This window comes from Nocardia amamiensis NBRC 102102, assembly GCF_001612745.1.
Taxonomy (GTDB): Bacteria; Actinomycetota; Actinomycetes; order Mycobacteriales; family Mycobacteriaceae; genus Nocardia; species Nocardia amamiensis.
In genome coordinates, this window is sequence record NZ_BDBA01000078.1 from 13,270 (window position 1) to 32,484 (window position 19,215).

The window sequence follows — 19,215 nt, forward strand, 5'->3', positions numbered from 1 at the left end:
CCGCCCCTACGTCATCAGCGACTCGGCCAGTCCGTCGGCGGTGAGCTCCAGCCGCCGGGTCACCCCGATGTCGTCGAGGAAGCGCGGGTCGTGACTGACCACGATCAACGCGCCCTCGAAGCCCGCCAGCGCCTGGGTGAGGTGCTCCAGGCTGGGCAGGTCGAGGTTGTTGGTCGGCTCGTCCAGCAGCAGCAGCTTCGGCGCCGGGTCGGCCAGCAACAGCATGGCCAGCGCGGCGCGCAACCGTTCGCCGCCGGACAGCGCCCCGGCGGCCAGGTCCGCGTCCGCTCCGCGGAACAGGAAGCGGGCCAGCTGGGCCCGGATCCGTTCCGCGGACGCGTGCGGCGCCGTCGACACGACGTTCTCGAACACCGATAGCCGCTCGTCGAACACATCCAGCCGCTGCGGCAGCATGCGCCACGGGACTTTCGGACCCTGCTGCGCGATGCGGCGCAGCAGCGTCGTCTTGCCGACACCATTACGGCCGGTCAGCGCGATTCGCTCCGGACCGGACACCCGCAACGACACCGTCGGACCACAGGCCAGCTCCACCCGATCCAGCTCGATCACGTCCTGGCCCGGATACAGCCGCGTGTCCGGCAGGTCCACCCGGATCTCCCGGTCGTCACGCAGCAGCTCCTTGGCCTGCTCGAGCTGCTCCTTGGCGGTGTCCAGCTTCTCGATGTGGTTGTTGCGCAGCTTGCCCGCCGCCACTTGCGCCTGCCGTTTGCGTTCGCCCATCACGATTTTCGGCTCCCGCTTCTGGTCCCACATCTTCTGCCCGTAGCGCACTCGGCGATCGAGTTTGATGCGTGCCTCGACGAGCTCTCGCGCCTGCTTGCGCACGTCGCTGCGCGCGTCCCGGATGGCCGCGCGGGCGGTTTCCTGCTCCGCGGCGACGATGCGCTCGTACTCGCTGAAATTGCCGCCGAACAAGCGCAATTCACCGTTGCGCAGCTCCGCGATGGCCGACATCCGCTCCAGCAGCTCACGATCGTGACTGACCGTGAGCACCGTGCCGGAGAACTGCCCGACCACGTCGTAGAGCCGTGCGCGGGCCACCCGGTCCAGATTGTTCGTCGGTTCGTCCAGCAGTAGCACGTCGGGCTCGGCGAGCAGCTCGGCGACCAGTCCGAGCAGGACGGTCTCGCCACCCGACAGGGTGTCGAGCGTGCGGTCGAGCTGCTGCGCCGACTCGGCGACGTAGTGCAGGCCGAGCCTGGCCAGTAGCGCCAGCGCCCGTTCCTCCACGTCCCAGTGATTGCCGACCACGTCGAAGTCGGTTTCGCTGCCGACGCCTGATTCGATGCGGTGCAATGCTTTTCGAATCTCCGCGATGCCGAGCACGGTGTCCACTCGCTGCCCGGTGGCCAGACCGAGGTCCTGGCGCAGATACCCGAGATGCCCGGTCACCGTGATGGATCCGCGCGCGGGCTTCAGTTGACCGGTGATCAACCGCAGCAGAGTGGACTTGCCCGCACCGTTTCCGCCGACCAAGCCGATGTGGCCGGGTCCGAGTACGGCGTCGAGCCCGTCGAAGACGGGGGTGCCGTCCGGCCAGGAGAACGTGAGATCGGAAAAGGACAGATTGGTCATGCCAACTCCCAGAGGTTGCGACGGATGTGCGGCGCGCGAATGCGGACCGCCCGAGTGGCTACCTCAGATGAGCAACGGCATGACTCCGATCAACGGGAATAAGACCTGCCTAGGTTAAACGCAGTGACGGCGGATGCGCCAGTGAAATTCGGATCACATCAATCGGCGGTCCCACATATCAGGCCGGTCGCCCGTCCCGACGACCGCCATCCGTAACCCACGGCTCGACATCGGAAGCAGCCGACCAAGGCAGCGAACGCGCTGCCTGCTATGGACGCACCGCAGCGTTACCGGGCCGCCGATGACGGCCGCCGTCGAGGACACAGGCGACGGAATCCGTTCGCCTTGCGGATGTCCGGCCGATTCGTGGCGCTAGACCCGCACGATGGAGGTCAGCGAGTAGTCACCTTGCCGTTCGCGGCCGCCGAGGAAGCTCAGTTCCAGCACCACCGCCGCGGCGACGACCTCGGCCCCCGCCTCTGTGAACAGCTCGGCCGCGGCGGCGAGGGTGCCACCGGTGGCGAGCACGTCGTCGAGCAGCAGAATGCGGCGACCGCGCAGCTCGACGCCGTTCGCGGGAATCTCCAACGCTGCCGTGCCGTACTCGAGGCTGAATTCCCGGCTGATCACCGGCGGTGGCAACTTGCCCGCCTTGCGGACCGCGAGCACACCGGTGCCCAGGGTCGCCGCGACACCGGCTCCCAGCAGGAAACCGCGGGCGTCGACACCGGCCACGAGATCGGCATCAGGTGCGCACGCCGCCAGGCAGTCGATCACGGCACGGAAGCCCTCGGCGTCGGCGAACACCGGTGTCAGATCCGCGAAACGCACACCGGCGGTGGGAAAGTCGTCGTGCCAGCGGGTCAAACGATCGACCGCCTTGGCGGCTTTGGTGGTCCGTTCGGTGGCTACGTCTTCGGACTCGATCGCCGCGTGCTTGCTCATCGACACCTCTCCATGATCACTTTCACCCACACCATCTGTCACCGCTCGAGCACCCACCGATCCATGTTCCAGCCCGACCCGGCCTGGGTGGGGCCGGCGATTCCGTTGCGCAGCCCCTTGCCGAAGGCGATCGTGCGCGGGGTGGCGAACAACGGGATGCTCGGCAGCTCCGCCCACAGCAGGTTCTCGGCCTCGGTGAGCAGACTCAGCTGTACGGCCGAATTGCCGTCGGCCGCAAGCTGCTCGGTGATCGCATCGTAACGGCCGTTGCCGAATCGTCCGACATTGAGCCCGTTACCGGTACGCAACGCGCTGGTCGCGGCCACTGCCTCGATCGAGCCGGCCGGACCCGGCGCCGAGGCGGTGCCGCCGAGGACCGCGTCGACTTTGCCCTCGGTGAGCCGGGACGGGGTGAAATCGGGCGCACCGGCGTCCACCACGGTGATCCCCGCCGGTTTGCAGGCGTCGGCGATCATCGTGACAGTCTGGGCGCGGCGGTCGTCCGGACCCAGGTAGCCGATGCGGACGGTCGGGTTCGGCGCACCGGATGCGGCGACCGCCTTGGTCGCGTTCGCCACATCACCGCCGGAGTACTTGTCCGCCGCACCGATGACCGCCGGATACAACAGCGAATCCTGCTGGATGATATGCGCGTTCAGCGGACCGGAGCCGAGCCCGGACTTCGGCGCGTCCGGGACCTTCCCGAGTCTGTCGAACAGGGCCTGCCGCGGCAGGCACAGCGCGAACGCCCGGCGCGCCTGCACCGAGGAGAACACTCCCCCGGTCGCCAGCACCAACTGCTCGGCGCCGCGTCCCGGTACGGTGTGCACCGAAAAACCGCTCAGGTTCACGTCTTTCACCGAGCCGGTGCCGATATCGACCACGCCGACGGCGTTCTGTCCGATCTTCTGCTTCAAATCGAAGTTCTTGGGCCACACCACGATACGTCCGGTCGCCGGCTTGTTGCCCCACCAGCGCTCGTTGGCGACCAGCACCAAACCCTCTTCCCTGCTGAAGGATTCGATGCGGTAGGGCCCCGACGACGGGAATCGGGCCTTATCGAGCCCGCCGTCGGCCGGGATGGTCCAGCCGGTGTTCCAGAACTCCGCGAGCCTGCCGACGGCGTTCGGATCGCCTGCCTGCAACGCCGACACCACGTTGGGCACGTTTGCCGCCCGGGCCGCGACGTGCGCGGGCATCAACTCCCCCGCCGCGAACAGCGTGCGCCACGGCAGGTAATGCCTGCCGGGCCGAAATACGACGGTGGCATCTCGCGAGCCGGGCTGGCACTCGACCCGCTCGATGTCGTCGTAACCGGCGGTGCTCGCGGCGTCGAAAAGCGGAACCGGCCCTCGGTCACCGGGCTTGGTGAACCGCCCGCTGCGGGCGGCCCAGACCAGCACCAAGTCGTCGCACGAGGTCGGCACGCCGTCGGAGTACACCCCGTCGGGATTCAGGCGGTACTGGATGGTCTGCGACTCGCCGGGTACCTCCTTGGCGGTGCCCAGGTCGGTATCGGCAACCTGCTGACCGTCCGGACCGGTGTAGAAGAACCCGGTGAGCACCCGGGAGAACACCGCGGTGGAGCCGGAACTCGCGCCGAGCGTGCTGCCGCCGTTGTAGCTGGCGATGGTGGCGTCGGTCGCGTAGCCGATCGACGGCACCTGGTGCTTGCTGGAGCAGCCCGCCACCAGCCCGGCGGCCAGCGTGCCCGCGGCGAGTGCCCCGATCAGTCGTACCGCCGTGCGTGGCTGTCGCATGAAACCCCCTGCCTCGTGGTGGTCAGTGCCGCCTCTTGTGCCGTTTTCCGCTCGGTCGCGCCCCCGGCCGCGGCGCCTGCCCGGCCGGACGCTGTCTGCGCGGCGTCTCCTCGAAGTTCCGGCCCGCCGCCATGCTCGCCCTGCGCTCGGCCGCGGCGCCGGCGCGGACGCCCGCCGCCCCGGCTCGCTTGGCCAAGACCTTCTTCGTATGTGCCGCAACCGGTCCCCGGCGCTCCTTGATCGACACCAGCAGCGGTGTCGCGAAGAAGATCGAGGAGTACGTGCCGACCAGCAGGCCGACCAGCTGCACCAGCGCCAAGTCCTTGAGCGTGCCGACGCCGAGCATCCAGACCGCGATCACCATCAGGCCGACGATCGGCAGAATACCGATCAGCGCGGTGTTGATCGAGCGCATCAGCGTCTGATTCACCGCGAGATTGGCTTGCTCCCCGTAGGTGCGCCTGGTCAGGTGCAGGATTCCCCGCGTGTTCTCCTCGACTTTGTCGAACACGACCACCGAGTCGTAGAGCGAGAAGCCGAGAATGGTCAGGATGCCGATCACCGTGGCCGGGGTGACCTCGAACCCGACGAGCGAGTACACGCCCGCGGTGACGGCGACGTCGAAGACCAGCGCGGCCAGCGCAGCGATGGCCATGTGCGGCTCGAAGCGGACCGCGATGTAGACGGCCACGAGCACGAGGAAGACCGCCAGCGCGATCAACGCCTTGCGGGTGATCTGGCTGCCCCAGGTCTCGCTGACGTCGGAAGTGCTGATCGCGGCCGGGCTCGGCTTGCCGGTGGAGTCCTTCGGCTGGAACTCGGTGAACAGCGCGTTGTTCAGCGCCTCCACCTGCTGCTGGTTCAGCGCCTCGGAACGGATCAGCATGGTGGCCGAGCCGCCGGTGCCCACGGTCTGCACCGAGACCGGCTCGGTGCCGATCGCTCCGCGGTAGACGTCCTCGACCTGGCTGGTGGTCGCGTTCCCCGCCGGGAACTGGATGCGCGAACCGCCCTCGAAGTCGATGCCGAAATTGAAGCCGCGGAAAATCATGCTGCCCAGCGAGATCAGCACGATGACGGCGGTGATGAGGTACCACATCCGCCGCTTGCCGATGACGTCGACGGCGCCGGTACCGGTGTAGAGGCGGCTGAAGAAGCCGTGCTCGGGCGGCTGCGGCTCCGTGACCGCCTCGAATACGTCGGTGACCTCGGCCGGGCTCGCTTTGTCGAGCGACCGGGTGGTGTGACTGTTGGTCATCGCGTCCTCACGCCTTCCCGAGGGCGGCCTCGGCCGCCTTCCGCTCGCGGGCGATCTGCTGGATCGCGCCGAGGCCGTTCACCGACGGTCTGGACCAGAACGCCGTCCGCGAGGCGAGCAACACCAGCGGCGAAGTCACCAGGAAGACCACGACGACGTCGAGGATGGTGGTGAGGCCGAGGGTGAACGCGAAGCCCTTCACCTGACCCACGGCCAGGATGTACAGCACGGCAGCGGCGAGGAAGCTGACCGCGTTGCCGGACAAGACGGTCCGGCGGGCGCGCTGCCAGCCGCGCGGCGCCGCGGAACGGAAGCTACGGCCCTCGCGCATCTCGTCCTTGATGCGCTCGAAGAACACCACGAAGGAGTCGGCGGTCATGCCGATACCGATGATCAGACCGGCGATCCCGGCGAGGTCGAGCGTGAAGCCGATCCAGCGGCCGAGCAGCACCATGATGCCGTAGACCGCCAAGCCGGACATCAGCAGGGACAGGCCGGTGACCAAACCCAGCATGCGGTAGTAGGCGAGGCAGTAGAGCAACACCACCGCCAATCCGATCGCGCCGGCGAACAGGCCGGCCTTCAGCGAGGACAAGCCGAGGGTCGCCGACACCGTCTCGGCCTCGGAGGTCTGGAACGACAGCGGCAGCGAACCGTACTTCAGCGTGTTGGCCAGCTCCTTGGCCGTCGTCGCGGTGAAATTGCCCGAGATCTGGGTGCGGCCGCCCTGCTGCGGTCCCTGCTGCACGACGGGCGCGCTGACCACCTTGGAGTCGAGCACGAACGCGACCCGCTTGTAGACGTACTCGCCGGTGAGCGCGGCCCACGCGTCGCTGCCGCCGGACTTGAAGTCCAGATAGACCTCGTGCCTGGCCTGCTGCTGGTTCAGCCCCGAGGTCGCGTCCTTGATCTCCTGGCCGTCGATGCGGCTCTTGTCCAGCAGGAAGACCTCGGTGCCGTCGGTCGAGCAGGTCACCAGCGGAAGGGTCGGATCGTCGTTGCCCGCGAGCGGATCGGCCTTCGTGCAGTCCAGCATGGCCAGCGCGGTCTGCTGCACCGCCGGGTCGGTGCTCTGCCGCAGCGCCTTGGCCGCCTGGATCTCCTTGGTGGCCGCTTCGGTGGGCGTCAGGTTCGGGTCGGCCGGCGGCTGGGTCGGCGCTTGCGCGGGGAACACCCGCTGCTGCGGAGCCGGGCTGTCCTCCGGCGTCTCCGGCGTTCCCGGCGTCTCCGGCGTCTCCGGCGTGGTGGGCTGGGCCGCGGGTGCTGGTTGCCCTGGCGACGGCTGCGGTGTCGCGCCGCGTCCCGTCGCGGGCACGGCCTGCAGCACCGGACGGATATACAGCTTGGCCGTCGTCGCCAGCGCGCGCGCCTGCTGCCCGTCGTCGCCGGGCACCGTGATCACGATGTTGTCGCCGTCGATGACGACCTCGGACCCGGAGACGCCGAGCCCGTTGACTCGGTTCTCGATGATGTCCTGCGCCTTCTTCAGGCTGTCCTGGCTCGGTTTGCTGCCGTCCGGCGTGCGTGCGGACAGCGTGACCCGGGTACCACCCTGCAGGTCGATGCCGAGCTTCGGTGTCGGGGACTTGTCACCGGTGAAGAACACCAGCGCATAGACCACGGCCAGCAGCGCGGTATAGGCGCCGAGCAGCCGCAGCGGGTGCGCCGATCCCTGGGAAGGTGGCACAGTAGGTCATCTCCTAGGCAGGAAGTCGAGGATGGAACAAGCGGGCATGCCCCAGCGACGCCGGGTGCGCGGACGGCGAGCCGCGGCGACATCCGGCGCGTTGCGGCAGGACCGGAAGGATCAGTCCTTGGTCAGCCGGGTCTCGGTCTGCTCGGTGGATTCCTCGATGGCGTCGGTCGCGGCCGAGTCCTCGGAGCCGGGGGCGTCCGAGCCGGTCTCCTCGGTGCTCACCGCGTCATCGGCGCGCACCTCACGGATGGCCTGGCGCAGCCACGTGGTGACCACCTCTTCGGCGATCTCGAGGTCGACCGTGGTGTCGTCGAGTTCGACCACGGTGCCGTACAGACCCGACGTGGTGATGACCTGATCGCCGATCTTCAGGTTGTCCTGCATGCTCGCGACCTTCTCGGCCTCCCGCTTCTGGCGGCGGACACCGAGGAACATCGGTACGAGCAGGGCTACCAGTAGCAGCGGAAACAGCAGTTCCATCGTCGAAGTCAGTCCCTAGTGTTGTGGGTGGGGATGGACAGGTACCCACACAGTCTGCCAGTTCGCTGCGCGGGTGCCACACCCGCACACCCGCTGGGCAGCTACAACAGCTTCGTCACACGGCGACCCGCCGCCGCAACACGCGGCCGGCGGGCGACGACGAGTGTGTGACACGGGCGACGAGACGCGGCTCAGGCGGTCTCGCCGTAGAGGTAGTCGTCCAGCGGGAAGCTCACCGCCTCGCGGTGCGCATTGAGCGTGCTGGTGGGACGCAGCAGGGCGGCCTCGCCGTGCGGATTGAAGTAGTAGCTGCGCGCGGTGGCGCAGTCGCCGCCATAGAAGACCGAGGAACCGAGCTTGTCGGTGACCCGGTCCAGGAACTCGGCGTTGGCCCGCTCGGTGACCTCGAAGGTGGTCTCGCCGCGGCGGCGCAGTTCGCCGAACAGCCTGCCCATGTGCTTCATCTGCGCCTCGATGGTGGTGAAGTAGGACAGGCCGCTGTAGGAGTACGGGCTGTTGAGGCTGAGGAAGTTGGGGAACTTCGGCACCGTGATGCCCTCGTAGGCCTGGAAACGGTTGTCCCGCCAGAACTTTCCGAGGTTCACCCCGTCACGGCCGATGATCTCGATGGCCGGGAAGTTCACGTCCCACAGATTGAAGCCGGTGGCCAGGATCAGTGTGTCGATCTCGGTCTTGTGCCCGTCGGCGGTGACGATGCCGTCCGGCTCGATGTGGTCGATCGAGTTCGTCTCCAGCCGCACGTGCGGCTGATTGAACGTGGTGAAGTAGTGGTTGGAGAAGGTGGGCCGCTTGCACCCGAAGTCGTAGTGCGGCGTGAGCCGCCTGCGCGTCTCCTTGTCCCGCACCGACGCACGCAGATGCGCCTTGGCCAGCGCGCCCGCGCCTTTGTTCATCAGCTTGGCCTGCCTGAAGTGCAGCACGCCCACCACCATCAGCGCCTCCAGCAGGCTGGTGTTGATCACTCGCGCCGCCTTCTGCGTCGCGGGCAGCCGCTCGAACAGCTTCCGCACCGGCGCGGGGATGGCGGTGTCGACCTTCGGGACCACCCAGATCGGGGTGCGTTGGAAGACGGTGAGCTCCTGCGCCTTCTTGGCCACCTCCGGTACCAGCTGCACGGCGGTGGCGCCGGTGCCGATGATCGCGGCCTTGCGGCCGGTGAGGTCGAAGTCGTCCTCCCACGCGGTGGTGTGGATGATCTTGCCCGAGAACGAGTCGATGCCGGGGAACGGCGGCGTGTAGGGCTGGGAGAGGAACCCGGTCGCGGTGAGCAGGTACCGACCGGTGACGGTTTCCCCGCCCGCGAGCGAGACCACCCACTGCTCGTGTTCGGAGTCCCAGCGCGCGCCGTCGACGACGGTGCGGAAGCGCATCCGGCGGCGCAGACCGTACTTGTCGGCGACGTGCTCGGCGTATTTCTTCAGCTCCGCGCCGGGCGCGAACAGCCGCGACCAATGCGGATTCGGCTCGAACGAGTAGGAGTAGGTGACCGAGGCGATGTCGACCGCGAGGCCTGGATAGTGGTTGACGTGCCAGGTACCGCCGAGATCATCCTCGCGTTCGAGGATGACGTAATTGCTCAGGCCGAGCCGGTCGAGCTGAATGCCCGCTCCCATTCCCCCGAACCCCGCACCGACCACAACCGCGTCGTATTGAGGCGCCACGCCGAACCTCCTGCTAACTGAACCTCTTATCACGGAATGACATATCATTCCGTTTCGGACGACTGTATCATCAGCCTGGTGACGAAGCCACCCACACGTGCGGAGCGACGCAAGGCCGAACTGCGCCAGGAGATCATCGACACGGCCTTCGTCTGCTTCGCGGAGAAGGGCTATCACGCCACCGGCATCGCCGACATCGCAGGCCAGCTGGGCATTGGGCACGGCACCTTCTACCGCTACTTCAGCAACAAGCGCGACATCATCGACCACGTCATCGACGACCTGTCCGCGCGCATCATCGCCGCGCTCGGCACCGAGAACGCCCCGGACGCCGCCAGCACGCTGGACGAATACCGCGCGCAGATCGACCGCATCGGGGTCGCCCTCACCGAGATCCTGCTCGCCGATCGCCGGGTGGCCCAGCTGCTGCTGTTCCACGCCACCGGCATCGACGACGAGCTCACCCAGCGGTTGTACGGCCTGCTCGACACCGCCGACGCGCTGACGGCAGGGTATCTGGACCACGGTGTGGAACTCGGCTACCTGCGTGCGGACCTGGACACTGTCAACACCGCACGGGCGGTCACCGGCATGCTCATCGCCGGCATCGTGTACTCGCTGCGCGAACCCGACGAAGCGTCGATCACCCGGCTGAACGACGCGATCCGCCGCCTGCTCGTCGACGGCGTCCGCAAGGACTGAGCAACGTGCCAATCCCCCTGACCGGATCGCCGGCGCTAGGGTGAGGCGCACCGATCCGACGCTTCACCAGAGGAACGGCCGTTGTTCGCAAAAGGCCAGCAGAGTCCGAAATTTCGCTTTCGACCGGCGCAGCACACCCCGCCTGACAGAATGTCGCGCGTGACACCCGAGGATGTGCGCCGGACCCGTTTCGCGACCCCGCCATTCGGGCATCGCGGCTACCGCACGAACGAGGTCGACGCCTTCCTCGAACTGGTCGCCGCGACCCTGGCCGGACATGGTGTCCTCACCGCCGACGATCTGCGGCACATCAGCTTCGACTCGCCGCGGCTCGGCGAGCGCGGCTACTACGCCGACCAGGTGGACGAGTACCTCGATCAGATCCAGGTCGAGCTCGAATTCCGCCAGCGCGGTGTCCGGCCGGTGCCGGCGGCGAGCGGCAACGGACACACCCTGCTCACCCCCGACGACGTGCACCGGATGCGGTTCACCCTGGCTCCCGTCGGCCAGCGCGGTTACAACGAGGAAGAGGTCGGCGCGTTCCTCGACCTGGTCGCCGCGACCCTTGCGCACGGCGGGCCCGGCAGCCTCACCATCGACGACGTCTGCACCGTCCGCTTCACCGAGGCCCGCCTCGGCACCCGCGGCTACCAACCCGATGAGGTCGACGCATTCCTCGATCTGGTCGCCGCGGCCCTGCGCAATCGCCGCTGACCACGCGCCCGCTCGCATCAGGCGCGGGCGCCGGAGCCCGGAGTCATTCGAAGAGGTCGAGGGTGGGATGCGGCTCGCGGCCGCGCACTTCGATCGAGCCGAAAACCAGATCGGGGGGAGGAACCAGGCCGAGGTGCTCCCACGCCGCGGCCGTCGCGACCCGGCCGCGCGGGGTCCTGGCGATCATGCCCGCGCGAACCAGGAAGGGTTCGCATACTTCCTCGACGGTGGCAGCCTCCTCGCCGACCGCGACCGCCAGGGTGGACACGCCGACGGGGCCGCCGCCGAAACTGCGGACCAGCGCGCCGAGCACCGCGCGGTCGAGTCGGTCGAGGCCGAGTACGTCCACGTCGTAGACCTCCAGCGCGGCCTGCGCGATGGGACGGGTGATCCGGCCGTCGGCGCGGACCTCCGCGTAGTCGCGCACCCGGCGCAGCAGGCGGTTGGCGATCCGGGGCGTACCGCGGGAGCGGCCCGCGATCTCGGCGGCCGCGTCCTCCTCGATGCCGACGCCGAGGATGTGAGCCGAACGCAGCAGAATGCGCAACAGCTCGCCGGGCTCGTAGAAGTCCATGTGCCCGGTGAAACCGAAGCGGTCGCGCAGCGGGCCGGTCAGCGCTCCGGACCTCGTGGTGGCGCCGACCAGAGTGAACGGTGCGATATCCAGGGGAATCGAGGTTGCGCCGGGACCTTTGCCGACGACCACGTCCACCCGGAAGTCCTCCATCGCCAGGTACAGCATCTCTTCGGCCGGCCGTGCCATGCGGTGGATCTCGTCGATGAACAACACGTCGCCTTCGACGAGGTTGCTGAGCATGGCCGCGAGGTCGCCGGCTCGCTCCAGCGCGGGTCCCGAGGTGATCCGCAGAGCGGTGCCGAGTTCAGCGGCGATGATCATCGCCATGCTGGTCTTGCCGAGTCCAGGCGGTCCGGACAGCAGGACGTGATCCGGCGTGCCGCCGCGCTGTTTGGCGCCGCGCAACACCAGCGTGAGCTGTTCGCGAACCCGGAGTTGGCCGATGAAATCGTCCAGCGACTTCGGGCGCAGGCTCGCCTCGATCTCCCCGTCGGATCTCAAATAGCTCGCGCTGACCTGGGATTCGGTGGGTTCCTCCTGATGGTCCATGACGCCTTACCGGTTCTTGCCGAGCAGGCCGAGCGCGGCGCGCAGGGCTACGGAAGTATCGGCGGCGGGCTGGTCGGCCAGCACCGCGTCGATCGCCTGCTCGGCCTGTCTGGCGGCGAAGCCGAGGCCGATCAGCGCCTCGACGACCTGATCGCGCACCGGCGTGACCGCCGCGGCCGGTGTCGAACCGGGCGGGCCGGACGGCACCGGAACGAGGTTCACCTTGTCGCGCAGTTCGACCACCATCCGCTCGGCGCCGCGCTTGCCGATGCCGGGCACCCTGGTCAGCGCTGCCACGTTGCCCTCGGCGAGCGCCTTGCGCAGCGCTTCGGGCTCGAGCACCGCCAGCACCGCCATCGCGAGACGCGGGCCGACGCCGGAGACCGTTTGCAGCAAGCCGAACAGATCGCGGGCCTCGGTGTCGGCGAAACCGTAGAGCGTCATCGAGTCCTCGCGCACGATCATCGCGGTGTAGAGCCTGGCTTCGGCACCACGGGTGAGCCCGGCCAGCGTGGACGGGGTGGCGTTGAGCCGGTAGCCGACTCCCGCCGCCTCGATCACCGCGTGGTCGAGGGCGATCTCCAGCACCTCACCGCGAACCGACGCGATCACCTGTGCACCGCCTTCCGTTGTTCGGCCAGCCGTTCCCGGTATCGTCGCTGCGCCGCGGCCACCTTGGCCTCGGCCTGCGCCATCCGCTCCAGCAGCGGCGCCCGCCAACAATGGCAGATGGCCAGCGCGAGCGCATCCGCCGCGTCCGCCGGTGTGGGGGCGGCAGGCAGGCCGAGGATGCGGGTGACCATGGCGGTCACCTGCTTCTTGTCGGCGGTGCCGTTACCGGTGACCGCCGCCTTCACCTCGCTGGGGGTGTGGAACGCGACCGGGATGCCGCGTCGCGCCGCGGACAATGCGATCACTCCCCCGGCCTGTGCGGTGCCCATGGCGGTACGGACGTTGTGCTGGGCGAAGACGCGTTCGATCGCCACGGCTTCTGGCTTGTGCACGTCCATCCAGCGTTCGGCGGCATCGGCGACCGCGAGCAAGCGCTGGGCCAGATCCATGTCGCCGGGAGTGCGGACCACGCCGACATCCAGGGCGGTGACCTGCCGCCCCGACCCGCCCTCGACGATGCTGAGGCCGCACCGGGTGAGTCCGGGGTCGACGCCCATCACTCGCACGGCAACCCCTCTCGCAAACACGAACAACTGTTCGAGAGTCTAGCGGAGGCTTGGTCTTTCGCCGTCGAACGACACGACCCGCTACCCACCGAGTGCCGCGGTGTCCCGCAGTGCGTTCGGCAGCCCGAGCAACTCGGGACGGCTCGCCCATGCCGCCCACTGCCGCGCGGGATCGGCGACCAAGCGCCGCGCGGCCAAGTCGAGCAGGCCGCTGACGTGGGTCACCGTCGCGGCGACCACCCCGTCGCCGCGCGTGAGAACGTGCTCGACCCGGTAGGTCTTGCCCTCGCCCCACTGCCAGGTACAGGACACGTCCACGGCGTCGCCACCACGCAATTCACGGTGGAACCGAAGCATGGTCTCCAGGTTGACCGGCCCGAGCCCCGCCGCGATCAACTCGTCGGGCGAGATGCCCGCCGCCTGGACACACGCGAAACGCGCGTGGTCGGCGAACTGATGGTAGGCCGCGCCGGTGACGTGCAATTGCGGATCCAGATCGGTCACGCGGACTTCGATGCGGGTACTGAACGACACGGGCCCGACTATGCCAGCGGGCACCGACAAGTTCGGCTCGCGCTGTCAGACTGCCGAGGCCCGCTCCGCGAACGCGGTGTAAGCGGGCTCGCCGAAGAGAACGAACCTGACTTCCGCCACCTCCGTTTCGGTCGCGCGCACCGTCTCGATGGCGATCCGGGCGCCGTCGTCCATGGGCCAGCCGTAGATGCCGGTGGAGATGGCCGGGAATGCGACCGTTCGCGCTCCCAATTCGTCGGCCACGCGCAAGGATTCGCGATAGCAGGAAGCCAGCAGCGCGGAGCGGTCCTCGGCCGCCGACCACACTGGGCCGACCGTGTGAATCACCCAGCGAGCAGGCAGGCGACCGGCCGTTGTGGCCGCCGCCGCACCCGTCGGCAGTCCCTCGCGGTACCGAGCAGCACGCAGTCGGCGACATTCGGCCACGATCTCGGGGCCGCCACGCCGATGGATCGCCCCATCGACGCCCCCGCCCCCGAGCAGCGACGAATTCGCCGCGTTGACCACCGCGTCGACCTCCTGCTCGGTGATGTCGCCGCGAACGAGCACCAGTTCGGCCATGCCCGTATTCTGCTCCGATCCCGAGAGAAACGCCCAGATCAGGCCACCGTTCGCCGCGGCGCGGCGGCGTCAGCACGGAACGTGCGCCGATAGGCCTGCGGTGAGACGCCGATCGACTCGACCAGATGCTGTCGCAGCGAGGTACCGGTGGCGAATCCGACCTCGCCCGCGATGCGGTCGACGGTCAGGTCGGTGGTCTCGAGCAGATGCCTGGCGCGGAAGACACGCTGCTGGATCAGCCAGCGCCCCGGGCTCATGCCCACCTCGTCGCGAAACCGCCGCGCGAAAGTGCGCTTGCTCATCCGGGCCCGTTCGGCCAACTCCTCGACGGTGAGCGGCGAGCGCAGGTTCTCCAGGGCCCACTGCCTGGCAGCCGCGGTGCCGGCCGACGTCGCAGGCGGAACCGGCTGTTCGATGTACTGCGCCTGGCCGCCGTCGCGCCACGGCGGGACGATGCAGCGGCGCGCGACCGCGTTCGCAACGGCGCTGCCGTGATCGCGGCGCACCAAGTGCAAACACACGTCGATCCCCGCCGCGGCGCCCGCCGAGGTGAGGACGTCCCCGTCGTCGACGTACAGCACGTCCGGGTCGAGGCGGACCCGGGGGAAGGTGCGGCGGAACCGTTCGGCCTGATTCCAGTGCGTGGTGGCCGGGCGACCGTCGAGCAGTCCCGCGGCCGCGGCGATGAATGCGCCGGTGCAGATCGCGACGATCCTCGTGCCAGGTCGAATCCGCCCGAACGCGTCGAGCACCGGCTGCGGCAGCGTGCCGGACAAGGCCGTCGAGATGTCACACGCGGGCAGCACGACCGTTTCGGCGGCTTCCAGTGCGCGGCTGTCGCGCGCCACGGCGATCGTGAAATCCGCGGCACTGCGCACCGGGCCTCCGTCGATCGAGCAGGTGGTCACCTCGTATCTGCCTGCGGCGCTGCCGAATACCCGAGTCGGGATGCCGAGTTCGAAGGGATACACCCCGTCCAATGCCAGCACTACCACTCGATGGGGTGCGGCTTCATCCACCAGCATGGCACGATCATATCGAAGAATGGCAATCATGCCATTTTCTTCGCCCGGCGGCCTCGGCAGGCTGGCAGCCATGACCGAAATCGACACCACCGCGACCATGCGCGCGATCAACCAGCACGTCCTCGGCGGCCCCGAGGTGCTCACCGAAGCGCAACTCCCCCAACCCGTTCCGGGTCCGGGCCAAATCCTGGTCCGGGTGCGCGCCGCCGGGCTCAATCCGACCGACTGGCTCCACCGCGCCATCCCGGGACTGTTCCTGCCCGAGCCGCCGTTCGTTCTCGGCTGGGACGTCTCCGGCGAGGTGGCCGCCGTCGGCATCGGCGTCACGCTGTTCCGTCCCGGCGACGAGGTCTTCGGCATGCTCCCCTACCCGGGCGGCCACGGCGCCTGCGCGGAATACACCGTCGGGCCCGCCCGCGCGTTCGCACGCAAACCGGCCGTGCTCGATCATGTGCAGGCCGCGGCCATCCCGCTCGCCGCGCTGACCGCGTGGCAGGCGCTGGTCGACGTCGCCGCGTTGGGCGCGGGGCAACGCGTGCTGATCCACGCGGCCGCGGGCGGCGTCGGCCACTTCGCAGTGCAGATCGCCAAGGCGCGCGGCGCGTACGTCATCGGCACCGGCAGCGCGCCCAACCACGCGTTCCTGCGCGGGATCGGCGCCGACGAAGTCATCGACTACCGCAGCACCGACATCGCCGAGGCGGTCGGTGCTGTTGATGTCGTGCTGGACTCGATTGATGACGACAACAGCGTTCGCTCGCTGCGCACCCTGCGTCCCGGCGGGCTGCTGGTGACACTGCGCGTCATGGGCCCGCGCGACCTCGCGGCCGAGGCGGACGCACTCGGGGTCCGGGCGGTCCGGATGCTGGTGGAACACGACCACGCGGGCATGACTGCGCTCGCCGGACTCGTCGAGGCCGGAGCGCTGCGGCCGACCATCGCCGGAACATTCCCGCTCTCGGAAGCCGCAAAAGCGCACGCTTTGGGCGATACTGGGCGAACCGTGGGCAAATTGGTACTCACCGTCCCCTGAATCTGCCACGAGCCATGCCGCTCCGCTTCTACCATCCGAGGATGAGCAATGCGGTCAAGGCTTTCCTCGAGGGCGGGCCGGAAGGCTTGCCCCAACGCATCGTGCCGATCACCCCGCCGGGGGTCGAGCTGAAGGTCCCGTATCGGGGCGGATACGAACATTTCAAAGTCACGCCGCGGCACCTGGCAACGCCCGAAGGGGAATTGCCCGTATACGAGTGGTGGGAGCGCACCGAGATCGCGGAGTAGACCACGCGCTTCCCCGGCGGCGGCCGACCACGCCGACCGGCGCTGAAGTGCTGATCACGTGCACCGCTGGACAAAAGCGTAACCAAGTGGTTACACTTTTGTCCGTGGACGAGGTGGCCGCGGCGATCGCCGATCCGGTTCGGCGGGAGATCATGGAGTTACTGCTCGGCGCCCGGCGCACCGCCGGTGAGATCGCCGGTCATTTCACGATCAGTCGCCCTGCCGTCAGCCGACACCTCCGTGTGCTACGCGAAAGCGGACTGGTGCGTGACGAACTGGTCGGCAGGGAGCGGTTCTACATGCTCGACACCGGACCGCTGGCCGCACTCACCGAGTGGCTCGCGCGCTTCGAGCAGCAGCAGACCGCCTGGGCACACCACCTCGACGCACTCGAAACCGAGGTCTACCGGACCAGGCGCGAGCGCCGTTCCGGCGACCAGGATGCGACAAGGGAGAACACCGCATGACCAAGCAACCCACCGGACGACTCTTCCCCGCGGGCACCGGCAAGGATCTCGTGCTGGTCCGCACCTACCGGGCGCCGATCGACGACGTCTGGGCCAGCGTCACCGAATCCGACCGCACCGCACGGTGGTTCGGCCCCTGGCAGGGCGAAGCGGGACCGGGACGAACCATCAAGGTGCAGTTGGCTTTCGAAGACGAGCAACCGTGGACGGAAATGCACATCGACGCTTGCGAACCACCGCACCGGCTGGCCGTCTCGGCGATCGACGACCAGGGTTCGTGGCGGCTGGAGCTGGTACTGAGCGAGTCGGCCGGCACCACCGAACTGCGCTTCACCCACCACCTGCTGACCGACACCGAGATCGCCCAGGTCCCCCAGGTCGGTCCCGGCTGGGAGTACTACCTGGACATGCTCGGGGCGGCCCGTGCGCAGACCGACCGCCCCGATTTCAGCGCGTACTACCCCGCCATGCAGGACTACTACGCGCGGCTGCTCGACTAGTCGTCGAGCTCGGCGAGCACCTCGTCCGGGATGTCGACGTTGGTGTAGACGTTCTGCACGTCGTCGCTGTCTTCGAGGGCGTCGACCAGCTTGATCACCTTGCGGGCGCCGTCGGCGTCCACCGCGACCGACACCGAGGGCTGGAAACCGGACTCGGCCGAGTCGTAGTCGATCCCGGCGCCCTGCAACGCCGTGCGCACGGCGATCAGATCGCCGGGCTCGCTGACGATCTCGAACGACTCGCCGAGGTCGTTGACCTCTTCCGCCCCCGCGTCGAGCACCGCCATCAGCACGTCGTCCTCGGACAGACCGTTCTTCTCCAAGGTGACGATGCCCTTGCGGTGGAACAGGTAGGCCACCGAGCCCGGGTCGGCCATGTTGCCGCCGTTGCGGGTCATCGCGACCCGGACCTCGCCCGCGGCACGATTGCGGTTGTCGGTGAGGCACTCGATCAGCACGGCGACACCGTTGGGGCCGTAGCCCTCGTACATGATCGTCTGCCAGTCGGCGCCGCCGGCTTCCTCGCCGCCGCCGCGCTTGCGGGCGCGCTCGATGTTGTCGTTGGGGACCGACGACTTCTTCGCCTTCTGGATGGCGTCGTACAGCGTCGGGTTGCCATCCGGGTCACCACCACCGGTCCGGGCCGCCACCTCGATGTTCTTGATCAGCTTCGCGAACAGCTTGCCGCGCTTCGCGTCGATCGCAGCCTTCTTGTGCTTGGTGGTGGCCCATTTGGAGTGGCCGCTCATTCCCTACTTCCTTCAGGTCGATGGCACGTCTGGTGGTGTGTACCGTACCGGCATGGCCGGGCGGACAACTTCCCCAGCCTACTCGGGCGTCCGTGACGACCGCGCAAAGCGGTCTCCGCTCAGGCCGCCCTGACCAGGTCGACGAACATCCGGTGCACCCGCAGGTCGCCGGTCACCTCGGGATGGAACGACGTCGCCAGGACGGCGCCCTGCCGCACCGCCACGATCCGGCCCGCCGCCGGACCATCCGGCACGGTGGCGAGCACCTCGACGCCCTCGCCCACCCGCTCGACCCACGGCGCGCGGATGAACACCGCCCGCACCGGACCGCCGGTGAGTCCTGCGAAGGGCAGGTCGGTCTCGAATGAATCGACTTGTCGGCCGAATGCGTTGCGGCGAACCGTCATATCGATACCGGACAGGTGCTTCGCGTCCGGACGGGTGTCGAGCACCTCCGAGGCGAGCAGGATCATGCCCGCGCAGGAACCGAAGGCGGGCATCCCGTCGCGCAGCCGTGCGCGCAGCGGCTCCAGCAGTTCGAAGGCCTCGAGCAGCTTGCTGATCGCGGTCGACTCGCCTCCGGGAAGCACCAGGGCGTCCACCGCGGCGAGTTCGGACTCGCGACGGACCAGCACGGGTCGCGCACCGCACCGTTCGAGGGCCGCGACGTGCTCCCGGACGTCGCCCTGCAACGCAAGCACACCGATGGTGGGACCGGACCGCACCGGCCCGGTGTCGGCGGCGGGTGCGGCGACCGAGGTAGCGTTCACGCCGGAAAGCTTACGAGCCGTGCCGATGTGGGCCTGCTCACGGTTGCCGTCCGGACTCTGCACAGGGCGATCCGCGAAAGCGGCAACAGCCGACATGCCGCCACCGCAGATCACGGCGACCTGGGCAGACGTTGTGACCATGCACCTCTGGGCCGGCTAGCGGCATGCATCGCGGACGCCGGGCGCGGCAT

The 19,215-nt window shown here is 68.5% G+C and carries 21 protein-coding genes; 6 read left to right on the forward strand and 15 right to left on the reverse strand.

All coding sequences use genetic code 11. From position 1 onward, the window contains the following. Positions 1–6: 6 nt before the first annotated feature. The 7 genes from NA4_RS16215 to NA4_RS16245 all read right to left on the reverse strand — a co-directional run bounded on the left by NA4_RS16215 (position 7) and on the right by NA4_RS16245 (position 9,417). Entirely contained in the window at positions 7–1,596 is a 1,590-nt protein-coding gene (locus tag NA4_RS16215) for an ATP-binding cassette domain-containing protein (RefSeq protein WP_067470469.1), read from the reverse strand. A gap of 372 nt (positions 1,597–1,968) precedes the next feature. Continuing rightward, positions 1,969–2,541 carry an adenine phosphoribosyltransferase gene (locus NA4_RS16220; protein WP_067470500.1) on the reverse strand — a complete coding sequence of 191 codons (573 nt, stop codon included), beginning with the start codon at positions 2,539–2,541 and terminating at the stop codon, positions 1,969–1,971. 38 nt (positions 2,542–2,579) lie between these two features. Beyond that, positions 2,580–4,301, reverse strand: a complete 1,722-nt coding sequence (locus NA4_RS16225) for an ABC transporter substrate-binding protein (RefSeq protein ID WP_067470470.1) — start codon at positions 4,299–4,301, stop codon at positions 2,580–2,582. Positions 4,302–4,323: 22 nt separating this feature from the next. Continuing rightward, on the reverse strand, positions 4,324–5,559 hold the full coding sequence (gene secF / locus NA4_RS16230) for a protein translocase subunit SecF (protein ID WP_067470471.1): 1,236 nt from the start codon (positions 5,557–5,559) through the stop codon (positions 4,324–4,326). Positions 5,560–5,566: 7 nt separating this feature from the next. Next, a complete protein-coding gene (secD, locus tag NA4_RS16235) occupies positions 5,567–7,246 on the reverse strand; it encodes a protein translocase subunit SecD (RefSeq protein ID WP_067470472.1) in 1,680 nt (559 codons plus the stop codon). Positions 7,247–7,366: 120 nt separating this feature from the next. After that, positions 7,367–7,735, reverse strand: coding sequence for a preprotein translocase subunit YajC (gene yajC / locus NA4_RS16240; RefSeq protein WP_067470473.1), 369 nt, complete (start codon positions 7,733–7,735; stop codon positions 7,367–7,369). Positions 7,736–7,926: 191 nt separating this feature from the next. Further along, positions 7,927–9,417, reverse strand: coding sequence for a flavin-containing monooxygenase (locus tag NA4_RS16245; RefSeq protein ID WP_067470474.1), 1,491 nt, complete (start codon positions 9,415–9,417; stop codon positions 7,927–7,929). Positions 9,418–9,453: 36 nt separating this feature from the next. On the opposite strand from NA4_RS16245, the gene NA4_RS16250 reads away from it, so the two are divergent. After that, complete coding sequence (locus tag NA4_RS16250) at positions 9,454–10,119, forward strand: TetR/AcrR family transcriptional regulator (RefSeq protein WP_084497145.1); 666 nt, start codon at positions 9,454–9,456, stop codon at positions 10,117–10,119. A gap of 150 nt (positions 10,120–10,269) precedes the next feature. Beyond that, positions 10,270–10,833 (forward strand): DivIVA domain-containing protein, encoded by a 564-nt coding sequence (locus tag NA4_RS43255; protein ID WP_067470475.1) that lies wholly within the window; start codon positions 10,270–10,272, stop codon positions 10,831–10,833. A 43-nt stretch (positions 10,834–10,876) separates the two neighbouring features. On the opposite strand, the gene ruvB is transcribed toward NA4_RS43255, so the two are convergent. The 6 genes from ruvB to NA4_RS16285 form a co-directional block, all read right to left on the reverse strand. Continuing rightward, on the reverse strand, positions 10,877–11,959 hold the full coding sequence (ruvB, locus tag NA4_RS16260; protein WP_067470476.1) for a Holliday junction branch migration DNA helicase RuvB: 1,083 nt from the start codon (positions 11,957–11,959) through the stop codon (positions 10,877–10,879). A 6-nt stretch (positions 11,960–11,965) separates the two neighbouring features. After that, positions 11,966–12,571 (reverse strand): Holliday junction branch migration protein RuvA, encoded by a 606-nt coding sequence (gene ruvA / locus NA4_RS16265; protein ID WP_067470477.1) that lies wholly within the window; start codon positions 12,569–12,571, stop codon positions 11,966–11,968. Next, positions 12,568–13,137, reverse strand: coding sequence for a crossover junction endodeoxyribonuclease RuvC (ruvC, locus tag NA4_RS16270; RefSeq protein WP_067470478.1), 570 nt, complete (start codon positions 13,135–13,137; stop codon positions 12,568–12,570). The genes ruvA and ruvC overlap by 4 nt, the downstream gene beginning before the upstream one ends. Positions 13,138–13,218: 81 nt before the next feature. Further along, entirely contained in the window at positions 13,219–13,671 is a 453-nt protein-coding gene (locus tag NA4_RS16275; RefSeq protein WP_067470479.1) for an acyl-CoA thioesterase, read from the reverse strand. Positions 13,672–13,716: 45 nt separating this feature from the next. After that, positions 13,717–14,232 (reverse strand): O-acetyl-ADP-ribose deacetylase, encoded by a 516-nt coding sequence (locus tag NA4_RS16280; RefSeq protein ID WP_067470480.1) that lies wholly within the window; start codon positions 14,230–14,232, stop codon positions 13,717–13,719. 38 nt (positions 14,233–14,270) lie between these two features. Further along, the gene (locus tag NA4_RS16285; RefSeq protein WP_174552955.1) at positions 14,271–15,257 is read right to left on the reverse strand and encodes a GlxA family transcriptional regulator; all 987 of its coding nucleotides are present in this window, start codon (positions 15,255–15,257) and stop codon (positions 14,271–14,273) included. A 28-nt stretch (positions 15,258–15,285) separates the two neighbouring features. On the opposite strand from NA4_RS16285, the gene NA4_RS16290 reads away from it, so the two are divergent. The 4 genes from NA4_RS16290 to NA4_RS16305 all read left to right on the forward strand — a co-directional run bounded on the left by NA4_RS16290 (position 15,286) and on the right by NA4_RS16305 (position 17,505). Continuing rightward, positions 15,286–16,290, forward strand: coding sequence for an NADP-dependent oxidoreductase (locus NA4_RS16290; protein WP_245671414.1), 1,005 nt, complete (start codon positions 15,286–15,288; stop codon positions 16,288–16,290). A gap of 41 nt (positions 16,291–16,331) precedes the next feature. Next, entirely contained in the window at positions 16,332–16,538 is a 207-nt protein-coding gene (locus NA4_RS16295) for a DUF5988 family protein (RefSeq protein ID WP_040780179.1), read from the forward strand. A gap of 104 nt (positions 16,539–16,642) precedes the next feature. Continuing rightward, the gene (locus tag NA4_RS16300) at positions 16,643–17,005 is read left to right on the forward strand and encodes a metalloregulator ArsR/SmtB family transcription factor (RefSeq protein WP_067470504.1); all 363 of its coding nucleotides are present in this window, start codon (positions 16,643–16,645) and stop codon (positions 17,003–17,005) included. Continuing rightward, positions 17,002–17,505, forward strand: a complete 504-nt coding sequence (locus NA4_RS16305) for an SRPBCC family protein (protein WP_067470481.1) — start codon at positions 17,002–17,004, stop codon at positions 17,503–17,505. Before NA4_RS16300 ends, NA4_RS16305 begins: the two co-directional genes overlap by 4 nt. On the opposite strand, the gene NA4_RS16310 is transcribed toward NA4_RS16305, so the two are convergent. Next, complete coding sequence (locus NA4_RS16310) at positions 17,502–18,254, reverse strand: YebC/PmpR family DNA-binding transcriptional regulator (protein ID WP_067470482.1); 753 nt, start codon at positions 18,252–18,254, stop codon at positions 17,502–17,504. The genes NA4_RS16305 and NA4_RS16310 overlap by 4 nt on opposite strands. A gap of 119 nt (positions 18,255–18,373) precedes the next feature. Further along, positions 18,374–19,024 (reverse strand): pyridoxal 5'-phosphate synthase glutaminase subunit PdxT, encoded by a 651-nt coding sequence (gene pdxT / locus NA4_RS16315; protein ID WP_373862797.1) that lies wholly within the window; start codon positions 19,022–19,024, stop codon positions 18,374–18,376. Positions 19,025–19,215 lie beyond the last annotated feature (191 nt).

Bases quoted from the DNA above. Each gene is read 5' to 3' on its own strand.
- NA4_RS16250 (WP_084497145.1), top strand. From the start codon at position 9,454: ATGACATATCATTCCGTTTCGGACGACTGTATCATCAGCCTGGTGACG.
- NA4_RS16305 (WP_067470481.1), top strand. From the start codon at position 17,002: ATGACCAAGCAACCCACCGGACGACTCTTCCCCGCGGGCACCGGCAAG.
- secF (WP_067470471.1), bottom strand. From the start codon at position 5,559: ATGACCAACAGTCACACCACCCGGTCGCTCGACAAAGCGAGCCCGGCC.
- ruvB (WP_067470476.1), bottom strand. From the start codon at position 11,959: ATGGACCATCAGGAGGAACCCACCGAATCCCAGGTCAGCGCGAGCTAT.
- NA4_RS16280 (WP_067470480.1), bottom strand. From the start codon at position 14,232: ATGGCCGAACTGGTGCTCGTTCGCGGCGACATCACCGAGCAGGAGGTC.
- NA4_RS16295 (WP_040780179.1), top strand. From the start codon at position 16,332: ATGAGCAATGCGGTCAAGGCTTTCCTCGAGGGCGGGCCGGAAGGCTTG.
- NA4_RS16310 (WP_067470482.1), bottom strand. From the start codon at position 18,254: ATGAGCGGCCACTCCAAATGGGCCACCACCAAGCACAAGAAGGCTGCG.
- NA4_RS16220 (WP_067470500.1), bottom strand. From the start codon at position 2,541: ATGAGCAAGCACGCGGCGATCGAGTCCGAAGACGTAGCCACCGAACGG.
- NA4_RS16215 (WP_067470469.1), bottom strand. From the start codon at position 1,596: ATGACCAATCTGTCCTTTTCCGATCTCACGTTCTCCTGGCCGGACGGC.
- NA4_RS16285 (WP_174552955.1), bottom strand. From the start codon at position 15,257: ATGCTGGTGGATGAAGCCGCACCCCATCGAGTGGTAGTGCTGGCATTG.
- NA4_RS16290 (WP_245671414.1), top strand. From the start codon at position 15,286: ATGCCATTTTCTTCGCCCGGCGGCCTCGGCAGGCTGGCAGCCATGACC.
- NA4_RS43255 (WP_067470475.1), top strand. From the start codon at position 10,270: ATGTCGCGCGTGACACCCGAGGATGTGCGCCGGACCCGTTTCGCGACC.
- yajC (WP_067470473.1), bottom strand. From the start codon at position 7,735: ATGGAACTGCTGTTTCCGCTGCTACTGGTAGCCCTGCTCGTACCGATG.
- NA4_RS16225 (WP_067470470.1), bottom strand. From the start codon at position 4,301: ATGCGACAGCCACGCACGGCGGTACGACTGATCGGGGCACTCGCCGCG.